This is a genomic window from Gemmatimonadaceae bacterium (genome assembly GCA_020852815.1).
GTDB lineage: Bacteria > Gemmatimonadota > Gemmatimonadetes > Gemmatimonadales > Gemmatimonadaceae > SCN-70-22.
In genome coordinates, this window is the sequence record JADZAN010000015.1 from 174,428 (window position 1) to 193,629 (window position 19,202).

Annotated in this window: 14 protein-coding genes; 5 read left to right on the top strand and 9 right to left on the bottom strand. The window is 68.0% G+C overall.

Going from position 1 to position 19,202, the window contains the following annotated elements:
• Window positions 1-181: 181 nt before the first annotated feature.
• Complete coding sequence (locus IT359_08815) at window positions 182-1,651, top strand: amidohydrolase family protein (GenBank protein ID MCC6929075.1); 1,470 nt, start codon at window positions 182-184, stop codon at window positions 1,649-1,651.
• A gap of 214 nt (window positions 1,652-1,865) precedes the next feature.
• Here IT359_08815 and IT359_08820 read toward each other — a convergent pair whose 3' ends face one another.
• The 9 genes from IT359_08820 to IT359_08860 form a co-directional block, all read right to left on the bottom strand.
• The gene (locus tag IT359_08820) at window positions 1,866-2,162 is read right to left on the bottom strand and encodes a carboxypeptidase regulatory-like domain-containing protein (protein MCC6929076.1); all 297 of its coding nucleotides are present in this window, start codon (window positions 2,160-2,162) and stop codon (window positions 1,866-1,868) included.
• Between the two features lie 114 nt (window positions 2,163-2,276).
• Window positions 2,277-2,729, bottom strand: a complete 453-nt coding sequence (locus IT359_08825) for a hypothetical protein (protein MCC6929077.1) — start codon at window positions 2,727-2,729, stop codon at window positions 2,277-2,279.
• The gene (locus IT359_08830; GenBank protein MCC6929078.1) at window positions 2,726-3,781 is read right to left on the bottom strand and encodes a hypothetical protein; all 1,056 of its coding nucleotides are present in this window, start codon (window positions 3,779-3,781) and stop codon (window positions 2,726-2,728) included. Before IT359_08830 ends, IT359_08825 begins: the two co-directional genes overlap by 4 nt.
• A gap of 3 nt (window positions 3,782-3,784) precedes the next feature.
• Window positions 3,785-4,240 carry a hypothetical protein gene (locus tag IT359_08835; GenBank protein MCC6929079.1) on the bottom strand — a complete coding sequence of 152 codons (456 nt, stop codon included), beginning with the start codon at window positions 4,238-4,240 and terminating at the stop codon, window positions 3,785-3,787.
• Complete coding sequence (locus IT359_08840) at window positions 4,237-5,001, bottom strand: hypothetical protein (protein ID MCC6929080.1); 765 nt, start codon at window positions 4,999-5,001, stop codon at window positions 4,237-4,239. Before IT359_08840 ends, IT359_08835 begins: the two co-directional genes overlap by 4 nt.
• Window positions 5,002-5,027: 26 nt before the next feature.
• Entirely contained in the window at window positions 5,028-5,732 is a 705-nt protein-coding gene (locus IT359_08845) for a hypothetical protein (GenBank protein ID MCC6929081.1), read from the bottom strand.
• Window positions 5,733-5,743: 11 nt separating this feature from the next.
• On the bottom strand, window positions 5,744-6,550 hold the full coding sequence (locus IT359_08850) for a hypothetical protein (protein MCC6929082.1): 807 nt from the start codon (window positions 6,548-6,550) through the stop codon (window positions 5,744-5,746).
• A gap of 42 nt (window positions 6,551-6,592) precedes the next feature.
• A complete protein-coding gene (locus tag IT359_08855; GenBank protein MCC6929083.1) occupies window positions 6,593-6,961 on the bottom strand; it encodes a hypothetical protein in 369 nt (122 codons plus the stop codon).
• A 53-nt stretch (window positions 6,962-7,014) separates the two neighbouring features.
• Window positions 7,015-8,121, bottom strand: coding sequence for a polyprenyl synthetase family protein (locus IT359_08860; protein ID MCC6929084.1), 1,107 nt, complete (start codon window positions 8,119-8,121; stop codon window positions 7,015-7,017).
• An 881-nt stretch (window positions 8,122-9,002) separates the two neighbouring features.
• On the opposite strand from IT359_08860, the gene IT359_08865 reads away from it, so the two are divergent.
• From IT359_08865 to IT359_08880, 4 genes are all read left to right on the top strand, one after another.
• A complete protein-coding gene (locus IT359_08865) occupies window positions 9,003-12,386 on the top strand; it encodes a PD40 domain-containing protein (protein ID MCC6929085.1) in 3,384 nt (1,127 codons plus the stop codon).
• Between the two features lie 9 nt (window positions 12,387-12,395).
• The gene (locus IT359_08870) at window positions 12,396-14,786 is read left to right on the top strand and encodes an ABC transporter permease (GenBank protein ID MCC6929086.1); all 2,391 of its coding nucleotides are present in this window, start codon (window positions 12,396-12,398) and stop codon (window positions 14,784-14,786) included.
• 613 nt (window positions 14,787-15,399) lie between these two features.
• Window positions 15,400-17,598: a DPP IV N-terminal domain-containing protein gene (locus IT359_08875; GenBank protein MCC6929087.1), complete on the top strand. Its 2,199-nt coding sequence runs from the start codon at window positions 15,400-15,402 to the stop codon at window positions 17,596-17,598.
• The gene (locus IT359_08880; protein MCC6929088.1) at window positions 17,595-19,166 is read left to right on the top strand and encodes a serine hydrolase; all 1,572 of its coding nucleotides are present in this window, start codon (window positions 17,595-17,597) and stop codon (window positions 19,164-19,166) included. The genes IT359_08875 and IT359_08880 overlap by 4 nt, the downstream gene beginning before the upstream one ends.
• Window positions 19,167-19,202: the final 36 nt, after the last annotated feature.

Below are 19,202 nucleotides of genomic sequence, written 5' to 3' on the forward strand. Positions count from 1 at the left end.
CGCCAGTCGCGGGATCGCCGCGTGGTGTGGAGAGAGAATGGACTTGGGGATTCGTGTTGTCAAGGGATTTTCCTTGACAACATACCCCTCTGTCGAGTGGAGGGTCGATGGCGTCGAGCGGCGTGCGGGGGCACTTTCACGCCTCGACCATGGCTCTACTTCATAGATGGGATTCTCTCTGATGCCTTGCTTCGTCGCGTCGCGCGGTGCTGTTCGCCGTTTCCGTCGGTCCCTTGCGGCCGTTGCCCGTTCCGCCATCGCCGCCGGTGCATTCGGTGCACCGCTCGCCGCGCAATCGCGCCCGGCGGTCTCGGGCGATGTCCGCCCCTACGTGAGCATCGACGCCCCGGTCGTCGCGCTCGCGCACGTCCGCATCATCGACGGTACCGGGGCGGCGCCGAGCGACGACCAGACGGTGATCATCAGTGGCACGCGCATAACGAGTGTGGGCGCGTCGTCGAGGACGACCGTTCCCGCCGGCGCGCGCGTGATCGACCTGTCTGGGCACACGGTGATCCCCGGCCTCGTTGGCCTGCACGAGCACACGTACTTCGGCGGGGTCAAGCGCATCACGCAGATGAGCACCTCGGCGCCGCTCCTATATCTCGCCTTTGGGGTGACGACGGCGATGAGCGCGGGGAGCATGCTCCCCTACCAGGAGCTGAACATGGCGCGCGCAGTGAACGAGGGGCGTCTCCCGGGGCCGCGCTTCCTCATCACCGGCCCGTACCTCGACGGCGGCGCCACCGCCAGCGCCAACGCCAAGGCGCTCAAGACCGAGGAGGAGGCGACGCGCTCGCTGGCCTTCTGGCACGCCGAGGGGGTGCGCTGGGTGAAGGTGCAGGGGCGTATCTCGCGCGCGATGCTGGGGCACGTGATCCGCCAGGCGCACGCGCGGGGGATGAAGGTGACGGGGCACCTCTGCTCCGTGACGTTCGCCGAGGCTGCCGCGTTAGGCATCGACGCGTTGCAGCACGGCTTCATCACGGCCAGCGACTACGTCCCGGGGAAGAAGCCCGACGTGTGCCCGCCGGAGAACATGCACGTCCAGACCGACGTCGACGTGGGGAGCGCGGCGGTGCAGGCGTCGATCAAGGCGCTGGCGAAGACGAAGGCGGCGGTGGTGTCGACGCTCGCCGTCTACGAGACCTTCTCCCCCGAGCGCTTCCAGCTCGACACCGCGGCGATGGCGATGCTCGAGCCGGACGTGCGGCGCGAGGTGGAGCAGAACTTCGCCAACATCCGGCAGGGCGGTCTCATCGTGACCAACAGGCTCCTCCAGAGCATGATGCGGTGGGAGCGCGACTTCGTTGCGGCTGGCGGCCTGCTCGGCGCCGGGTCCGACCCATGGGGGACGGGATTCCTCCCGGGGTTCGGGAACATCCGCAACTACGAAATGCTGCGCGAGGCCGGCTTCTCGCCCGCGCAGGCGGTGCAGATCCTCACCTACAACGGGGCGCGGATCCTCGGCATGGACCGCGACATCGGCGCGGTGACCGCAGGGCGCCAGGCCGACCTGGTCGTGGTGCGCGGCGATCCCGCGGCCAACGCGCGCGACCTGTACAACGTGGTCACCGTCTTTCGCGCGGGGGTGGGCTATGACTCGGCGAAGCTTCGCGCGGCGGCGCGGGGGTTGGTGGGGGTGCGGTAGCCCCTCGCGTCCACCTTCCCAGCGAAAGCTGGGACCCATTTGTCGTTGCGTGCGGCACGAGCGGTGGCCGCTTGGCGTGAAACTACAATATCACGCGAAGCCCCCACCGTCCCAGCGAAAGCTGGGACCCATTTGTCGTTGCGCGCGGCACGAGCGGTCGCCCCCGCACGCCACCCTTCCATCACCGCCCTAACGAGTCCACCAGCTCACGACACTAGAACAATTCGAGATCGCTCTTCCGAAGACGCCGGAACCAGCCGCGGCTCGCGGTGGGGGATGCGAGTGGCTCGAGGCGGACCTCGGCGGCGAGGTTGCCGACGACACGCACCTGCTGGAGCCATGACTTCATGGCGGGATGCGTGACGCCGAGTGTTGCGCTGTGGTCGCGCGGGCTGTGGATCCTGAAGATGTGAAAGCAGCCGCGCGCGTCGGTCGTCACGCTCTTGGAGGCAGAGCGGAGCATCACGTGCACCGTCGCGCCAGCAACGGGAGCGCCGTCGGACGTCAGCACGAGTCAATCCGCGCGACTCGCCGCATCGACGAAGCGGGTCGGCGTCCTCACCCACCAGCCAAGCACGGCCACACCCGCGAGCACTACCGCGACAATCAACGAGCGCGTGATCGACTAGCCCACCTCCCCCCGAAACCGCTCAAAGATCCGCTGCAGCGCCGACGATCGCGTCCCCGCCGCGCCCACGGCGCGCGACGCCGCCAGGAAGGCGAGCAGCGCATCGGGGTGTCCGCGCACATCCAGGAGCCCGAACGTCAGCAGTTGCTCCAGCGTCACGGTACCATCCACCAGCGCCACGACGGACTGGTAGTCGAGGACAACCTGCATCAACCAGCCGTCGGGCGCAACGTCGCGCAGCGCGACGATCCCGTGGCCGGCACTGACACCGAGTGTTTCGTCACCAATGGCGAGCTGCGCCGGCGCCTGTGCCAGGAGCTCGGCCACGCGCGCGTACACTTGCGGGGATTCGTCGCGCAGCACCGCGAGGACGTCGATGGCCGCGCGCATGGCCGGGCGCATGCGTGCGTCGCGCCGCACCACGTCACGCGAACCCCGCGGCGTACTCACCCCGCCAACTCCGCGAAGCCGACATACGAGAAGTGTATCTCGCGCCCGTCCAGCGTCCCTCGCACGGTGTACTCTCCCACCAACTCGGAAATGGTCGTGCGCCCGTCGGTGGCCGGGTGGGGAATGAGGAACTGCATGGCCGAGTCGACGCGGAGGGTGATCTCGAGGACGTCATCGCCGTCGGCGGCGCGAATCTCGACCAACTCGGGAATGTAGGAGCGCTCGGGGACGAGCAGCGACATCACACCCGGGATGCGCGGCACGTCGCCATAGCGCCGTTCTCCGTGCACGGCGATGGTGACGGCGTCACCTACGAAGGCGCGGCTCCAGCGCTCTCCTTCCCACACCATCATCACCAGGTCCGAACGCGCCGAGGCGCGCGACCCGTCCGTGACTTGCCCAAAGACGATGGAAAGCGGCGGCCTGGCACGCATCGCGCGCTTGCCGCGCCCGTTGGCTTGCGGCTCGAGGATGTAGCCCCAGTCCCACCCGATGTCGCGCCCCCAGTCCCAGCTCCCCCAGTTGTGGTCGTGGTAGCCGCTCGCCCCTCGCAGCGGGATCTCGCGCCCCTGCAGCACGAGCGTCCCCTCGACATCAAAGCTCGGTTGCAGGAATGAACTCACGACGCCACCGATGTGGTCGAGGCGCATGGGTGAGGCACGCGGCGTCCACCGCGCGTTAAGCGCGACCGAGCCATCCTTGAGCGCCCCACTCACCTCATAGGCGCCGCGACGCAGGCGCACCGCGTTGCCCCCGATGGCCACGTCGGCGCTCCCGCCCGAGAAGGTGCACTCCTCGAGCGGATGGAGGTTCATCGTCCCGTGCCATCCCACGCCGCGTTCGCACACGACGAGCGACACTCCGGCCCGCGCCCGTGACGGATGATGCACGTCGCCCGACAGCGCGAGGTTGAACAGCCCGTACACCTCCGACGCGTCGTCGTTGAAGTTGAAGTGATGCCACTCGGAGTAGCGCTCGAGGTCGGGCGCGCCCGCCACCGGTGGGTGAAAGGCATCGTCGCGAGCCGCATCGAGCGAGGGACGGACTTGCACGGCCTAACGAAGCAGCCGGCCGCCTGGCCAGTCGGCGCCGGAAGCTTCAGGCGCGGTCGCGATGGCCAGGAATCGCGATGGCGCCGCGTGTCGCGCCGGGCGACGTCGCTCGGCGGGACGCGGCGTCGGGCCGGCGTCCTCAGGGGCGAGAGCCGCCGCACCCTCGCTCGGCGACATCATCAACGCCTCCGCGCGCGTCGCGAGCTGCGCCACCTCTTGCACCACGTCGGCGGGGCGTTCGATTGCCGCCGCCAGCTTACCCGACAGCTGCTGCAGCAGCGCCCGCAGCTCCGCGCGATGCTCGAGAATCAAGCCGCCGCGATCGGTGAGGAGTTGCACCAGCACCGGCGTCGACACGAAGGCATCGACAATCACCCGCACGTCGTTGGCCGGTGAACGCGCAATGGTGACGCAGGGGAGCGCCGAAGGGGCAGCGCCCCGCGCGCGGCGCCGCGTCATGCCGACGACGCCCCGCCAGGTCGCTTTCGCTTCCCCTTTGTAGGGTCACCCTTGCGCCCCGCCGCACGTGAGGCGACGCGCGCGCTGCTCCCCTTCCCTGCATCACCATTCCCGGCCTCCCCAACCGGCGCGTTCACCGAGACGGCGATCGCGATCGTCCGCGCCTGGTACCCCTTGACCCGCACGTCGCCGCGGTACGTGGTCCCCGACGTCGCGCCCGCAGGAATGGCGATCGCCGCCTGCACCACGCGCTGCCCGCGCCCGAGCGAGAGCGACGGCGGCTCGAACGACACCCGATCGACCGGGATCTCCGCGCCCCCCTCACTCCGCAGCGGCGACGCCTCGAACGAGACCTCGAGCGGGCGATCGTACTCGTTGGCGATGAGGAAGGGGGCGCGCACCGTCTCACCGGGCGCCCCCTGCACGTGCAGGTCGATGGCCCCGGCCGACGACGCAGGCACCGTGCCGCCATCGTCTCCCGCCGACGGTGCAGCTGACGACAGCGTACGCCCCAGCAGCGATCGCTCCGCGGCGTCGACCAACCCGCGCATCACCTCGGACGAATGCGACGTCATCAGTGTCGCCGAGGCAAGGTTGAAGTCGAGCCAACGCGCGAAGAGGTCGTTGGCGTTGGTCGGCAACCCCTCGCGCGAGGCCTGCTGCACCAACGTCGACACGCGCGACGCCAGTTGCGTGTTTGCCTCCATGTTGCGCGTGAGGAGTCCCTTGAGCTCTTCGATGAACGTTTCGGCGGTGGCCATGGTCGCTCGGGTGCGGCGGGTGATGGTCAGGCAACCGGTTGGTTGGGGCGTGTTCCCGTGGTCGGGACACCGGGGATGGTGCCTGGCGTGTTGGGGTTGTCCGGCGTGGTGCGCGGCGGGTCGCACGGCTCCTCGCACTGCCAGTGCCGGTACCAGTGCATCGTACGCACTCGGCGCGGCGGCTCCCCTTGCGCCACTTCGCAGGTGATCGTGGCCTCCGCCTGCACGGTGAGCGTGACCTTGACGCACTGCTCGTACGCCCCGGTGACGAGCACCTCCGCCGTCGCATCGCCCGCCTGCGCCCCTGCAGGGACGGTGTAGGCCAGCGCCACATCCCCCGCACCACCGGGGGCGAGCTGCAGCTGACCGGGCGCGACAGCGATCTTCCCCGCCAGCGGCGACGACAGGTCGGTGGAGGCGATGGCGAAACTCCGCGCCACCTTCCCCGTGTTGCGCACGCGAATCGTGGCGCGGAATGTCTCACCGGGGCTCCCCTCCCAGTGCAGCTCGCAGACGCAATGCGGCGGGCAGTCGGTCTCGGGGATGTCGCACCCACAGTCCTCGCTCCCGGTCGCCGTGCGGCGCAGCGTATCGAGTGACGGGATGGCCGGCATCGTCGCCGAGGCGCGGGAGACGAAGTCGCGCGCACTCTCCATCGACAGGACGAGGAGTCGCGGCGCCACCGTCAGCAGGTCGGCCGCCGCCGGCGCCGACGCGCTGGTGTGCTTCATGGATACACGGCTCATAACGCCCTCCGCTTGGTGGACGCCGCGCTGCCATCGCAGGTGAGGGCGACGAACAGGCGGGCATGCATGAATGAGATGGAACGCACGTAGTCGCGCCCCTTGCGCAGTTCCTCCGGCAGGTGCAAGCGCAGGTGCAACGCTGCGCTGGCGCCAGCGGCCAGCTCCTCCTCCTTCGACTCCACATCGACGCGCATCGGGCGGATGTCGGTGTCCTTGAGCTCGGCGAGCAACTTGTCCAGGAAGGCGGTCGCGCCGGCGTCGCGCGAGATGTCGCGCAGCACGTAGGTCAGCGAGCGCCCCATCCAGAACTTCTCCTCCAGGTGAACGAGCGCCGCACGCGGGATGGCCACGGGCACATTGCCGCGGTTGCTGACCCACAGCGCGGCCTCGAGCACGTCGCCAGGAGCACCGCGCAGTTCGAGCCGCGACGGCGTGAGCTGCACCGACACGCGTTCCAGCACCTCGAGCACCACTCCGCCCTCGGCGAAGCCCTCGGCGTCCACCGTGTAGCGCCCCGGCGGCGTCTGCGGATCGATCGTCATCGAGGCGCGCGCGCGCGTCGCCACGCGTGGCGCCAACCGCGCCCCGATGCGCAACGCACTGGGTGCCAGTGCCGCATGCGTTCCATACTCCGCATCGCCGTCGCGACGCGCTCTCACTTCGAGGTGTCGCACCTTCACCTTCTCGTCGCTCTCGTTCACGAGCGTCACGTCGCCCCACAGCACCGGAGGAGCACCGCGCAGGACGATCGACTCGTGACCGGTGCGCCATCCCTCGCCGGGCGGTAATGAATAGCGTTGCATCGCGTCACCCTCCCTGGGCGATCGGTGGGATGTCGCGCGTCGTCATGGGCAGCGCTCCGCCGGGCGCGGAATGTAGTCCTCCACGATCACCATGCTCTCCCCGCACACGTGGAAGCAGAACAGTTCCATCCCCATGCTCTTCACGCCGAACTTCATGTTCACGGGGAACGAGATGCGCGTGGGACGCATCGCCATCGTCACGTCCAGCGCAATGCGCGGCAGCCGCTCGACACTCAGAGAGAGCGCGTTGGTCGTCGTGAGGGCGCTTGTGCTCGTGAGCACGCTCGTACTGTTGAGCGTGATCGGCGGGAGCGCATTGATGCGGATGTCGTCCAGCCCCATGTCCACGCCACCGGCGAGCGTGAGGTCCATGTGGGTGGTGTATTCACTGGGGATGTCCGGGCTGCTCATGGTGGCTCCGTGATGCGGGTCGTGAGCGGGAGGATCCTGGGACTACACAGCGCCTACAGGTCGCGGTGGATCACGTAGTCGATCATCGACTCGATGAAGTCGAGGTGCGTGGACGGCGGGAGTGAGGCGGTGATGGTCTCGAACTCGCGCCGGGCCTGACGGGCGAAGTCGCGCGACAGCTCGCGTCCATGGTCCAGCGCACCGTGGCGTTCCATGGCGGAGAGCACCATGTCGACCTCGTCCTGCGTTTTGCGGGCGCGCGGCGTGCCGAGGACGCGCAGGATGCGCTGTCGCTCCCGCCCACCTGCGCGCTGCAGCAACTGGATGAGCATCAGCGTGCGCTTCCCCTCCCAGATGTCGCCCGCGCGCTCCTTGCCATAGCGCTCCTCTTCCCCAACGAGGTTGAGCAGGTCATCCTGGATCTGGAACGCGACGCCGAGGTGGTATCCGAACTCCTCCCACGGCTCGAGGGAGACGTCGAGCGGCCCGCCGAGCAGGGCGCCGAGTCGGCAAGGGGTGATGGTTGTGTACCAGCACGTCTTCTTGCACGACATGCGGAAGTAGTGCGCGTCGCGCAGCTCCCACGCGTTGGCGCGCACCCACTCCAGCTCCATTGCCTGTCCTTCCACCGACTCGCGCGCCATCCGCTCGATCTCTCGAAAGATCCGCAGCGTCTTCTCCAGCCCCACCACTTCGAGGTTGTTGAGGAGCGGCGTCATCGCCAGGACGTTGAGCGCATCGCCCACGTTCACCGCGATCGCGATTCCCCAATCCTGGTGCATGGTGGGGGCGCCGCGACGGTGCAACGATTCATCCTCCACGTCGTCATGCACGAGAAAGGCGTTGTGGAAGAGTTCGAGCGCCACCGCGGTGGGAAGGGCGTGCGCCGCCTCACCGCCGTAGGCCTGGCAGGTCGCGAGGCAGAGCGCCGGGCGCAGCCCCTTGCCTGTACGCAACGGGTAGTCCGACATGCGGCGCGCCAGCACATCGTCGAAGCCCTTCTCCGCAATGATGGATTGCATCTCGCCGATGACCGCGTCGCGATAGCGCAGCAGGTCGGCGACAAAGCCGGGAGGGGATGCGACGGCGACGGAAGGCGCGCCGCGCGGCGCGACTGGAGGAGCGACGGGGGCGGCGGGGGCGGCGACAGCGGGGGACACGGCAGCGTCTCGGTGACGACGTTGATCGTGTGAGGGGAGTCGGGCGAGTCGACACGACGGGCAAAGTCTGTACCTCGTTCCCGAATGGTGCAACCAAACTCGGCGGTGCCTAAGCGATGAAAGCAGGCACGACGGGAGGCAAGGGCGCGAGCGTTCTCAGCCGTGGGCTCCCGCGCCCACCTTCCCAGCGAAAGCTGGGATGTCGGCGTCGATGGACGTCGCACACCCCGCCTCGCCCCCACGCCCACCTTCCCAGCGAAAGCTGGGACCCATTTGTCCTGGCGTACGGCGCGAGCGGTGGCGAGCGGGTGGAGAACTACGGTCTCACGCGAAGGCACGAAGGCACAAAGAACGAAGATCGTTGCGAGAGTCGGCGTCCCGCTTCGATTTCCGCGTGGCTCGTGAAGTGGGCGCCACCAGAGGGGACGTCACGGTGTCATGTGGTTCCCGGCGGCGGAACCTGCCCCTGCTTGCAGTGGGATGTTGTTTCATTTGCGGAGCTTCAAGCACGTGCCCGGCCGCGTAACCCTCTCCACCGCAAACACTTGCTGCGCTGTTCCGATCGCGTTCTCCGTTGAATCGTCTACTGACCCGTCCCGGTAGCCGACTGCGCCGTCCGCAGCGACGGCCTCGCCGTCCGCAGCAACGACTGCGCAGCGCTAACGAGCGACAGCGAGTCGCGCACGACCAACCCCGCAACGCGCACGAACGACCGTGCAACGCGGCCAGTCTACCGCTCCATCACTGCGACCAACGCTGCGAGCTGCCCAGATCGCCTTACGATCTTGCGAAGGGGGGCGGTAGGTCGGACGTTGGAGCGCGCGCGCCAGTCATCACGTCGCGCGCTCCGACTCGCCAACGCTTCTCACCGCCCCGCGCGCATGCACTCCCCCGCCACGCCCTGCCTCCTCGCGCTCTCCCTGGCCGCGGCCGCCGCGAGCAACCTCGCCGCGCAACGCCCGGCCGCCACAGGCGCGGCCGACTCTGCCGCTCGCTGGGACGTGACCCTCGCTCGCGGAACGACGCGCACGATCGAGTTCACCACGAGCGAGGGAACCTGGATGGCCTCCGATCTCTCGCCGGACGGGCGCTGGGTCGTCTTCGACCTCCTCGGTCACATCTATAGGATGCCCGCTGCGGGCGGGACGGCGGAGGTGCTGACGCAATCGAGTGGCGTCGCCCTCAACTTCCAACCGCGCATCTCACCCGACGGGAAGTCGATCGCCTTCATCAGCGATCGACGCGGGCAATACAACCTGTGGATCATGGATGCCGACGGCGCCAACGCGCGCGCCGTCTTCACCGACCTCAACGTCGCGGTCTTCGAACCGGCGTGGACACCGGACGGGCGCTTCATCGTCGTGCGGCGCGCGGTGCGCGGGAACTTCGGCGGAGGGGGCGGCGGCGCTGGCGCCGCCGGCAACGGCCTCTGGATGTACCACAAGGACGGGGGGAGCGGCGTCTCGCTCGTCGCCGCCGGCCAGGGGGGCGCCAACGCCACGCCCTCATGGCCCACGATCTCCGGTGACGGACGCTTTCTCTACTACCAGGTGGGGATGAACGCCGAGCCGCGCGAGATCCTCGGCGGGACGTTGCAGCTGCGACGCTTCGCGTTCGACGGCGGCGACATCATCGACATCACCAACGGGGAGAGCGGGAGCGCCGCGGCGTCGCGCTTCTCGTCAGGCGGCGCCGCCGCGCCGGAAGTCTCCCCCGACGGGCGCTGGCTCGCCTTTGCCCGGCAGATCCCCGACGGGACGCTCGCCTTCAAGGGACACGAGTTCGGCCCGCGCACCGCCCTTTGGCTGCGCGACCTCCGCGCGGGGAGCGAGCGCCTCCTCATGGACCCGATCGAACCGATGACCGCGGTGGCGGGGAAGACGCTTGGCATCCTCCCGCGCTACAAGTGGGCAGCAGACGGTCAGTCGATCGTCATCACGCAGGGGGGCAAGCTGCGGCGCGTTGACGTGTCGACGGGGAACGTGACGACGATTCCCTTCACGGCGACGGTCAAGCGCACCATGTCGCAGATGGCGCGGCGCGAGTTCCGCATCCGTGACGACTCGCTCGCGGCGCGCTACTTCCGCTGGCCGAGTTCCTCGCCGGACGGGAAGCGCATCGCCTTCCAGGTGGTGGGGCGCGTCTACGTGCAGGACGGGATCACCGGCACGCCGCGCCGCGTGACGCCCGCCGGCTTTTCGCCGTTGGAGTTCGCCCCCACGTGGAGCCCCGACGGGCGTTCGCTTGCCTTCGTGACCTGGGACGACACCGGGCGCGGGCACGTGTGGACGGCGCTCGCCGACGGCGGCGCCCCGCGGCGCCTCACGCGCGAAGCTGGAGACTACACCGTGCCGGTGTGGAGCGCCGACGGGCGCCATGTGATCGTCGCCCGCGGCGAAGGTGCCACCGCGCGCGGTCGCACGATGACGCACAACACCTGGTTCGACGTCGTGCGCCTCGATGTCAACGCGGCGCAGGGCGACACCGGCGTCATCGTCGGGACCATCGAACGCCCCACCGGCGTCTCGGTGGGCGGGGAGGCACGCCGTCAGCTGCCACGCCCCTCCATCGGCCCCGAGGGGCGCATTTTCTGGCCTGAGCAGCGCGTCGCGAACGCCGGCCGCCCAGCGGGGACAGCGCTGGTTTCGATCGCGCCGGACGGGAAGGACCGCCGGGAGCACCTCTCCTTTCCTGCGGCCGACGAGATGGTCCCGTCGCCGGATGGGGAATGGGTCGCCTTCCAGGAGGGGGACAACGTCTATGTCGCGCCCATGGCATACGGCGGCGTCGGCAGCGATCCGCAGCGCGTGGAGAAGCGCCGCGGCCAGTTCCCGATCACCGCGCTCACGCGCGACGGCGGACTCTACCCGCGCTGGCGCGACCACCTGACGCTGGAGTTCTCCAGCGGCCCGCACTTCTACGTCCATCACCTCGACACGAAGCGCACCGACACGCTCGTGTTGCGTCTGACGGTGCCGCGCGCGACGCCCTCGGGGAGCATCGCCCTCACCAACGCCCGCCTCGTCACGCTCGACAAGCGGCGCGTCATCGAGCGCGGGACGATCGTGGCGCGCAACGGGCGCATCGCCTGCGTCGGGTCGTGCAGCACCGCGGGGGTCGACCGCGTCGTGAACGCCAGCGGGAAGACGATCATCCCCGGGTTCGTCGACATGCACTCGCACCACTATCGCGAGTGGCGCGGCATGCGTCCGCGGCACGACTTCGAGCAGGCCGTTTATCTGGCCTACGGCGTCACTACCACGCACGACGTGTCGATGCACGCGCAGAACATGTTCCCCACCGCGGAGCTCATCGAGGCGGGGGAGATGGTGGGGCCGCGCGGCTTCAGCACCGGCGACAACATCACCGCCGGCGACGCCACGCGCGCCAACGAGATCAACAACCCGCGCGACGCGCTCGCCGCCGTGCGCCGCATGGCCGACTGGGGAGCTAACTCGATCAAGCAGTACGCCCAGCCGCGTCGCGACCAGCGGCAGTGGATGGCCGAGGCGGCACGCACGGTGGGAATGAACCTCACGTCGGAGGGAGGCTTCTTCCTCGAAGACCTGGGCTTCATCATGGACGGACAGACCGCCTTCGAGCACGCCTTCGAGGAAGTGCCGATGTACAGCGACGGCGCCAAGTTCCTCGGCAAGGCGGGGGCCACGTACTCCCCCACCCTCGTCGTCTCCGGCGCCGGTCCGTCCAACATCGACTACTGGTTCCAGGAGTCGAACGTCTGGCAGGACGCCAAGCAGCGGCGCTGGTTCCCGTGGCGCGCGCTGGTCCCGCACACGCGCGTACGCATGACGCGACCGGTGACAGACTACTCGTATCCGGTGGTGGCGCAGTCGATGGCCGACATCATCGCCGAGGGTGGGTGGGGAGCGTTAGGCTCCCACGGCGAGCATCACGGGCTGGCCCCGCACTGGGAGCTGTGGATGGGGGCGTCGGCGTTAGGCAACCATGGCGCGCTGGAAGTCGCCTCGCTGCACGGTGCGCGCCTGCTCGGCGCCGACAAGGACCTCGGCTCGCTCGAGGTCGGGAAGCTCGCCGACCTCGTGGTGCTCAACGGCAACCCGCTGCAGAACATCCGTGCGACCGCCGATGCACAGTACGTGATGAAGGGCGGGGTGCTGTACGACGCGATGTCGCTCGACCAGCTGTGGCCGAAGCAGGTACCGTTCGGCCCGGCCTACTGGGTGAACGAGGATATGCTGCAGCGGAACGTGAAGGGGGTGGAGACGTTCGACAAGAAGCGATAGGACTTCGAGATGATCCTCTTCTCGTTTCGCAATGCCTGGAGATCGCTTCGAGCAGCTCCCGCTTTTTCCGCACTCGTGGCGCTCACGATGGCGGTGGCGATTGCGCTCAGCGCGCTTGTACTTGGCACCGTGAATGCGGTCTTGCGACCGGCGAGCGTCGCCCGGAGGGCTGAGTTACTCTATCGCGTACAGGCGACCGTTAGCGGGAAACAGAGCGCAACGCCTTCCGCCATCGACCTTCGTCAGATGCGAGCGTCGGTGCCGTCGCTGGAAGTCATTTCGACCGTTCGTGGGGACTACGCCGCGGTGGTTTCACGAGGCGAGGCAGAACAGCGACATGTGATGTATGTCGACGAAGACTTCTTCGAGGTGCTCGAGACGCGACCGAGCGCTGGGCGCTTCTTCCTACCAACCGATCGCGCGTTCGGCGAGGCACCTCTCGCAGTTGTCAGCGATCGCTTCTGGCGTGAACGACTCCACGGTGCCAGCGACCTCTCGGCAGGCACTATCGAGGTAGACGGCACTACCTTCCGAGTCGTCGGCGTCGCGCCCCCGGGCTTGGAGCGAATGCTGGGAGCGGACTTGTGGCTGCTTTCGATGCGCGGTGCGGTTCAGTCAACAAGCGGTCTGATGCCGCCGGAGTTCGTCGCGCGATTACGCCCGCGCGCGTCACAGGCCACGCTGGAGCGCGACCTGCGCGCCATGGGGCTACACGTTGCCGCGCAGGCGCCGAGTGCGACCGCGCCCCGCTTCCATGTTCGAGCGCTCGCCGTCGCGTTGGCGGAGTTCTCGGAGTTGCAGCGGTCGCTGGCATGGTCGACCAGAGCCATCGTGCTCATTGCGTGCGCCAACCTGGCGAACCTGGCGCTTGCACGGGCGCTTAGCCGGGAGAGCGCCCACGCGATCGCCCGAGCGATTGGCGCCACACGGGGACGTATCGTGATGGACATTCTCGCGGAGTGCGCGATTCTGTCCGTGGTGGGAGGAGCCATCGGTACGCTATGTGTGTTCGCATTGCAGGGCGCACTCCGAACGGCGATTCCCACAGACGTTCCCTACATCGGAAGACTCGACCTTCGCCTCGACTGGATGGTGGTGACAGGCGCCATCGTCGTCTCGATCCTCGCTGCATGCCTCTTCGGGATATTCCCCGCCCTTCGAGCGTCTGCGTCGGATCCATCCATATCGCTGGCACGGGCTGCCGTCGAGCGGACGGGTGGTTCGCGACGCCTCTATACAGGGATTATCGTCGCGCAGTTGGCCACCAGCCTTGCAATGCTCGTCAGTGCAGGGTTGTTGGCGCGCGCGAGTGGCCGACTGTCAACGGTGGGTCTGGGCTTCGAGCGCCGCGGGCTCTACGAGGCACGCGTGCTGCTTCCCGCCGCTTACAGGACCGACAGCGGCTCGGCGAACAAATCCTTCATGGCCGCGGAGTCGGCAGTGCGTGCTACGCCCGGCGTCGTTGACGTGAGTTGGTGGGTGCAGCCACGAGTCGTCGGGCTATCCGTCATGGGATTCGGCTCGGGAGGCTCGACCCACGTGCTCTATAACCCCGAGCTGCTCACGGTCGGGGCGGGCTTCCTCGGGACGATGCGAACGCGCATCAGTCGAGGGCGCGATCTTCAGGTCGGCGACGACGAGGGCCCGGCGAAGGTGGTCGTCGACGAGCGTGTGGCGCGAGAGCTTTGGCCCGACGAGGACGCCTTGGGCCGACAGCTCGCCGTGCTGGGGCCAAACGGGATGCGATCATACGCAACCGTGATCGGTGTGTCGTCCCGAATGCGCCGCATGTTCTCGAGCTTCGACGTCTTCGACGTCGCGCCGGGCGCGGTGTACTTGTCGCGTGATCCCACAGGAACGACGCGGCATCTCGTCATCCGCGTGGACGAGAGCACTGCGGCAAGCGCCGTGGCGCGTCTCGCGAACCGCCTGCGTGATGCCCTGCCGCCCGGAACGCAGGTCGGCATCGAGCGCGCCGACCGTGCCCAGCGTCGCCTCGAAGACGCACATCGCTTCATCACGATGCTGTTCGTCGCGCTCGCCGTGTGCGCCGTCTCCTTGTGTATGCTCGGCATCTACTCCGTCCTCGCCTACGCAACGGTGACGCGCCGTCGTGAACTCGCCATACGACTCGCGGTCGGGGGAACACCGGTGGACTTGATGCGCCTGGTGAGCCGTGACGCGACGGTGCTGGCGCTCGCCGGTACTGCCTTCGGCGGTCTGCTTTCGCTCGGCGTAGCGCGACTCATCGATCCGTTCCTGCTGGACCTGTATCACGTGAATGCATGGACGCTCGGCGCAGCTGAGTGTGTGCTGCTGGCGGCGACGGTTCTCGCGGCGTTCATCCCAGTGCGCCGCGCGATGGCGACCGATCCCGCTTCCATGTTGCGGGCGCCGTGAGGTGTTAGGCACGACTAGGGTCAGCGCTCTTGAACCACAGCGCTGCTCGTTGAACTGCGCGGCGTCCCTGTCGGCTGTTTCTCTTCTCAGCTGAAGTCACCAACGTCTCGCGGCACGGCTTCTGGCTGCTGATGGCCGACGCCGGACAAACCTCTCCTGGCCGCAGTTGGACGTCGACCTCTCGGTGACGTCGAGTCGAGATCCGATCGCGTATCCGCTGATGACACCGCCTTCAGGAGCCAGCGGGGACCAATCCGGCGAGACACAGCGCGTCGCGGAGCGCCGAAGCGGCATCGGCCGGCGATTGTCGGCCTTTGTCGGCGTTTGCCGAGGTCTGCAGGCCGTGCGCCGGTCCCGGCGGTGTGGCGAGGGGTCCGGCTCCGCCTGTAGCTTCTTCTCGCATCTCCAGCCCTTCCCTGTGTCCGTGCTCCCTTCTCGTCCGTTTCTCGCGCCTCCCAGGACCATGCGCCCGTATCGCGTTTCCGTCACGCTGCGCGCTCTCGCCGTCGCTCCGCTACTCCCGCTCGCGCTTGGCGCGCAGGGGGCCCCGCCCAAGGGCTACCAGTTCGCCATCGAGGACTACGCCCGCGCCGAGCGATTCCTCGGCGCCACCATGAACCCGCTGGTGAGCGGGACCACCGGTCGGCCAACGTGGCTTCCGGATGGGCGCTTCCATTACCGAGTGACCACGGCCAACGGCGCCTCGTTCGTCCTGGTGAATCCGGCCAAGCGCGCGCGGGGGGCCGCCTTCGACCAGGCACGCCTCGCCACCGCACTCGGCGCCGCCACCGGGGGGACGTTCGAGGGAGAGCGCCTTCCGTTCACGACCATGGATTTTGCGGCTGACGGCAAGTCGCTGGTGGCCACCGTGCGCGCCCAGCGATACCGCTGCGACCTCACCGGCTACGCCTGCGCCCCGCTCCCCAAGGGGATCGCGGCGCCACCCAACGCCTCCACCTCGCCCGACGGGAAGTCGGCGGTCTTCATTCGCAGCTACAACCTCTGGCTCAAGGACCTCGAGGCGGGGAACGAAGTGCAGCTGACGACCGACGGGATCAAGGACTTCGGCTACGCCACCAACAACGCGGGGTGGGTGCATAACGACTCGCCGGTCGTGACCTGGTCCGACGACTCGCGCCAGATCGCGACCTTCCAGCACGACGGGCGCGGGGTGCGCGACATGTACCTCGTCAGCACCAACGTGGGGAGCCCGAAGCTGGAGGCGTGGAAGTACCCGATGCCCGGCGACAGCGTGATCTTCCGCGTCTCGCGCGTCATCCTGCGCAAGGGAGGCGACGGCACGTGGGCGATGACGCGGCTGCAGATGGCGCCCGATGCGCATCGCTCGACCGTGAGCGACCACATTGCCTGCGGCGACATCATCTGCGACACGCAGTGGTATCCAGACGGCTCCCGCTTTGCCTTCATCTCGTCGTCGCGCGATCACAAGCAGGCGTGGCTTCGCATTGCCGATCCCGCATCGGGCGAGGTGCGCACGGTGCTCGAGGAGAAGAGCGCCACGCAGATCGGCGACGCGTCGCAGCCGGAGAACCTCTGGCGCATCCTTCCCGGGACGAACGAGTTCATCTGGTGGTCCGATCGCGACAACTGGACGCACCTCTACCTCCACGATCTCACCACCGGTGCGCTCAAGAACCGCATCACGACCGGCGACGGCAACGTGACCGACATCGTGCGCATCGATGAGAAGAAACGGTTGATCTGGTTCACCGCCAACGGGCGCGAAGCAGGGCGCGACCCGTATCACCAGCTCTTCTATCGCATCGGCTTCGACGGCAAGGGGCTGACGCTGCTCACGCCCGAGGTGGGCAACCATACGGTCTCGCTTTCACCTGACGGGAGGTACTTCGTCGATACGTACTCCACGCCCGACACACCCCCCGTGACGGTGCTGCGCGACGCCAACGGGAAGGTGGTGCTCCCGCTGGAGAAGGGCGACATCTCCCGATTGTTAGCCTCCGGGTGGCGCGCCCCGATCCCCGTGACGGCCAAGGCGCGTGACGGGAAGACGGACGTATACGGCCTCATGTACGTCCCCACGAAGCTCGACTCGGCGAAGAAGTACCCGATCATCAACCACATCTACCCCGGGCCGCAGTCGGGAAGCGTGGGGCCGCGGATGTTCATCCCGTCGCGCGGTGACAACCAGGCGCTGGCCGAGCTGGGGTTCGTCGTGGTCGAGATCGACGGGCTGGGGACGCCGGGGCGCTCCAAGGCCTTGCGCGACTTCTACTATGGGCGCATGGGGGACAACACGCTCCCCGACCAGGTGTCGGCCATGAAGGACCTGGCGACGCGCTATGCGTTCATCGACATCGACAAGGTGGGGATCTGGGGGCACTCGGGCGGCGGCTTCGCTACCGCGTCGGCGATGTTCCGCTACCCCGACTTCTTCAAGGTCGGCATTGCGGAGTCGGGAAACCACGACAACCGCAACTACGAGGACGACTGGGGAGAGCGTTACCAGGGATTGCTCACCAGGTCCGGGCCTAACGACAACTACGCCGCCGAGGCCAACCAGACGTATGCAGGGAACCTCAAGGGGAAGTTGTTCCTGATTCACGGGCAGATGGACGACAACGTTCCGCCGGTGAACACGCAGCTCGTGGTGGACGCGCTGATGAAGGCGGGGAAGGACTTCGACCAGATCATGCTCCCGCACGCCCGCCACGGCTTCGGCCCCGACGCGGCGTACATCATGCGCCGGCGCTGGGACTACTTCGTGACCAACCTGCAGGGGAACACGCCACCCAGGGAGTACCAGATCGGCAAGCCGCGGGTGGTGCCGTGAAGCGGCATCTCGTTCTCCCACTGCTCACACTCGTTGCGCCTGCCCTGCAGGCGCAACGTTCGTCCGCTCCTGCGCCGCTCGCCGCGCGCACGGTCGACTCCATCGTCGCCGTCGCACTCAGGACCTTCCCCACGCCCGGGGTCGCCGTCGCCGTCATCCAGGATGGCAAGGTGGTCGTCGCGAAGGGGTATGGCGTGAAGAAGGTCGGCGAGTCCGCGCCGGTGACGCCGCAGACGCGCTTCGGCATCGCGTCCAACACGAAGGTCTTCACCGCGATTGCGCTGGGGATGCTGGTGGAGGAGGGGAAGCTTGCATGGGACGCGCCGGTGATTCGCTACCTGCCGCAGTTTGCCATGTACGATCCCTTCGTCACGCGCGAGATCACGGTGAAGGATCTGCTCGTGCATCGCAGTGGGCTCGGACTCGGCGCTGGCGATCTGCTCTGGTGGCCGGCCTCGACGTACAACCGCGCCGAGATCATGCGGCGGCTGCGCTACATCAAGCCGGCCACGTCATTTCGCTCGGCGTACGCCTATGACAACGTGCTCTATCTCGTGGCCGGCGAGATCATCGAGGCGGTGAGTGGGATGCCGTGGGAGCGGTTCATCGAGACGCGCATCCTGCACAAGGTAGGCATGACGCACAGCACGTCGCGACATGGCGACGCCGTCTCGCCGGGCGACGTGGCGCAGACGCACACGCTCCTCGAGGGGAGGCTCACGGCGATCGCTCCCATGACGAGTGACAACACCAATCCTGCCGGCGGGATCAACAGCGGCGCCGAGGACATGGCGAAGTGGGTGCTGTCGCTCCTGGATTCGGGCAAAGTGGGAGATGGGAGCCGGTTGTACCTGCCGGCGACGGCACGGATGATCCAGGCACCGGTGACGCCGATGCCTAACGGCTCCCCGCCAGCGGAGCTCGCCCCGCTGGCCAGCGACTTCTCGTTCTACGCGCTGGGGCTCGACGTGGGGACGTATCGCGGGCGCAAGATCCTGCACCACACCGGAGGGCTTCCCGGCTACCTGTCGTCGGTGGCGTGGATCCCGTCGGAGCGCGCGGGCGTGGTGGTGCTCACCAACGATGAGTCGCCGACCTTCCTGGCGCTCACGTGGACGCTGATGGAGCGCGTACTGCGTGTGTCACGGCCGTTCGACTTCCTGGCCGGTTACGATGCGTTGCTCAAGCGCCAGCGGCAGGGTCTCGCCGCCGCAGCCCGCGAGGCGCACGCGGCGCGCGATTCGCTCTCGCGTCCGTCTCTGGCGCTGGAGAAGTACGCGGGCGGCTACGAGGACGCCTGGTATGGCGACATCGACATCGCGCAGGAGAAGGGAGGACTGGCGATTCGCTTCTCACACAGCCCGCAGCTGGTCGGCGATCTGGTCCCCTGGCAGCATGACACCTTCCTGGTGCGGTGGCGCGACCGCGAACTGCGCGCCGACGCCTACATCACCTTCATGCTCACGCCGGACGGAGGCGTCGATCACGCGAAGATGGTGCCGGCGTCACCGGATGTGGATTTCTCGTTCGATTTCCAGGACCTGGAGTTGAAGCCGCGGCGGCGCTGATACCGTCAGCCGCAACGCCGACGGGCGCCGGTGTCG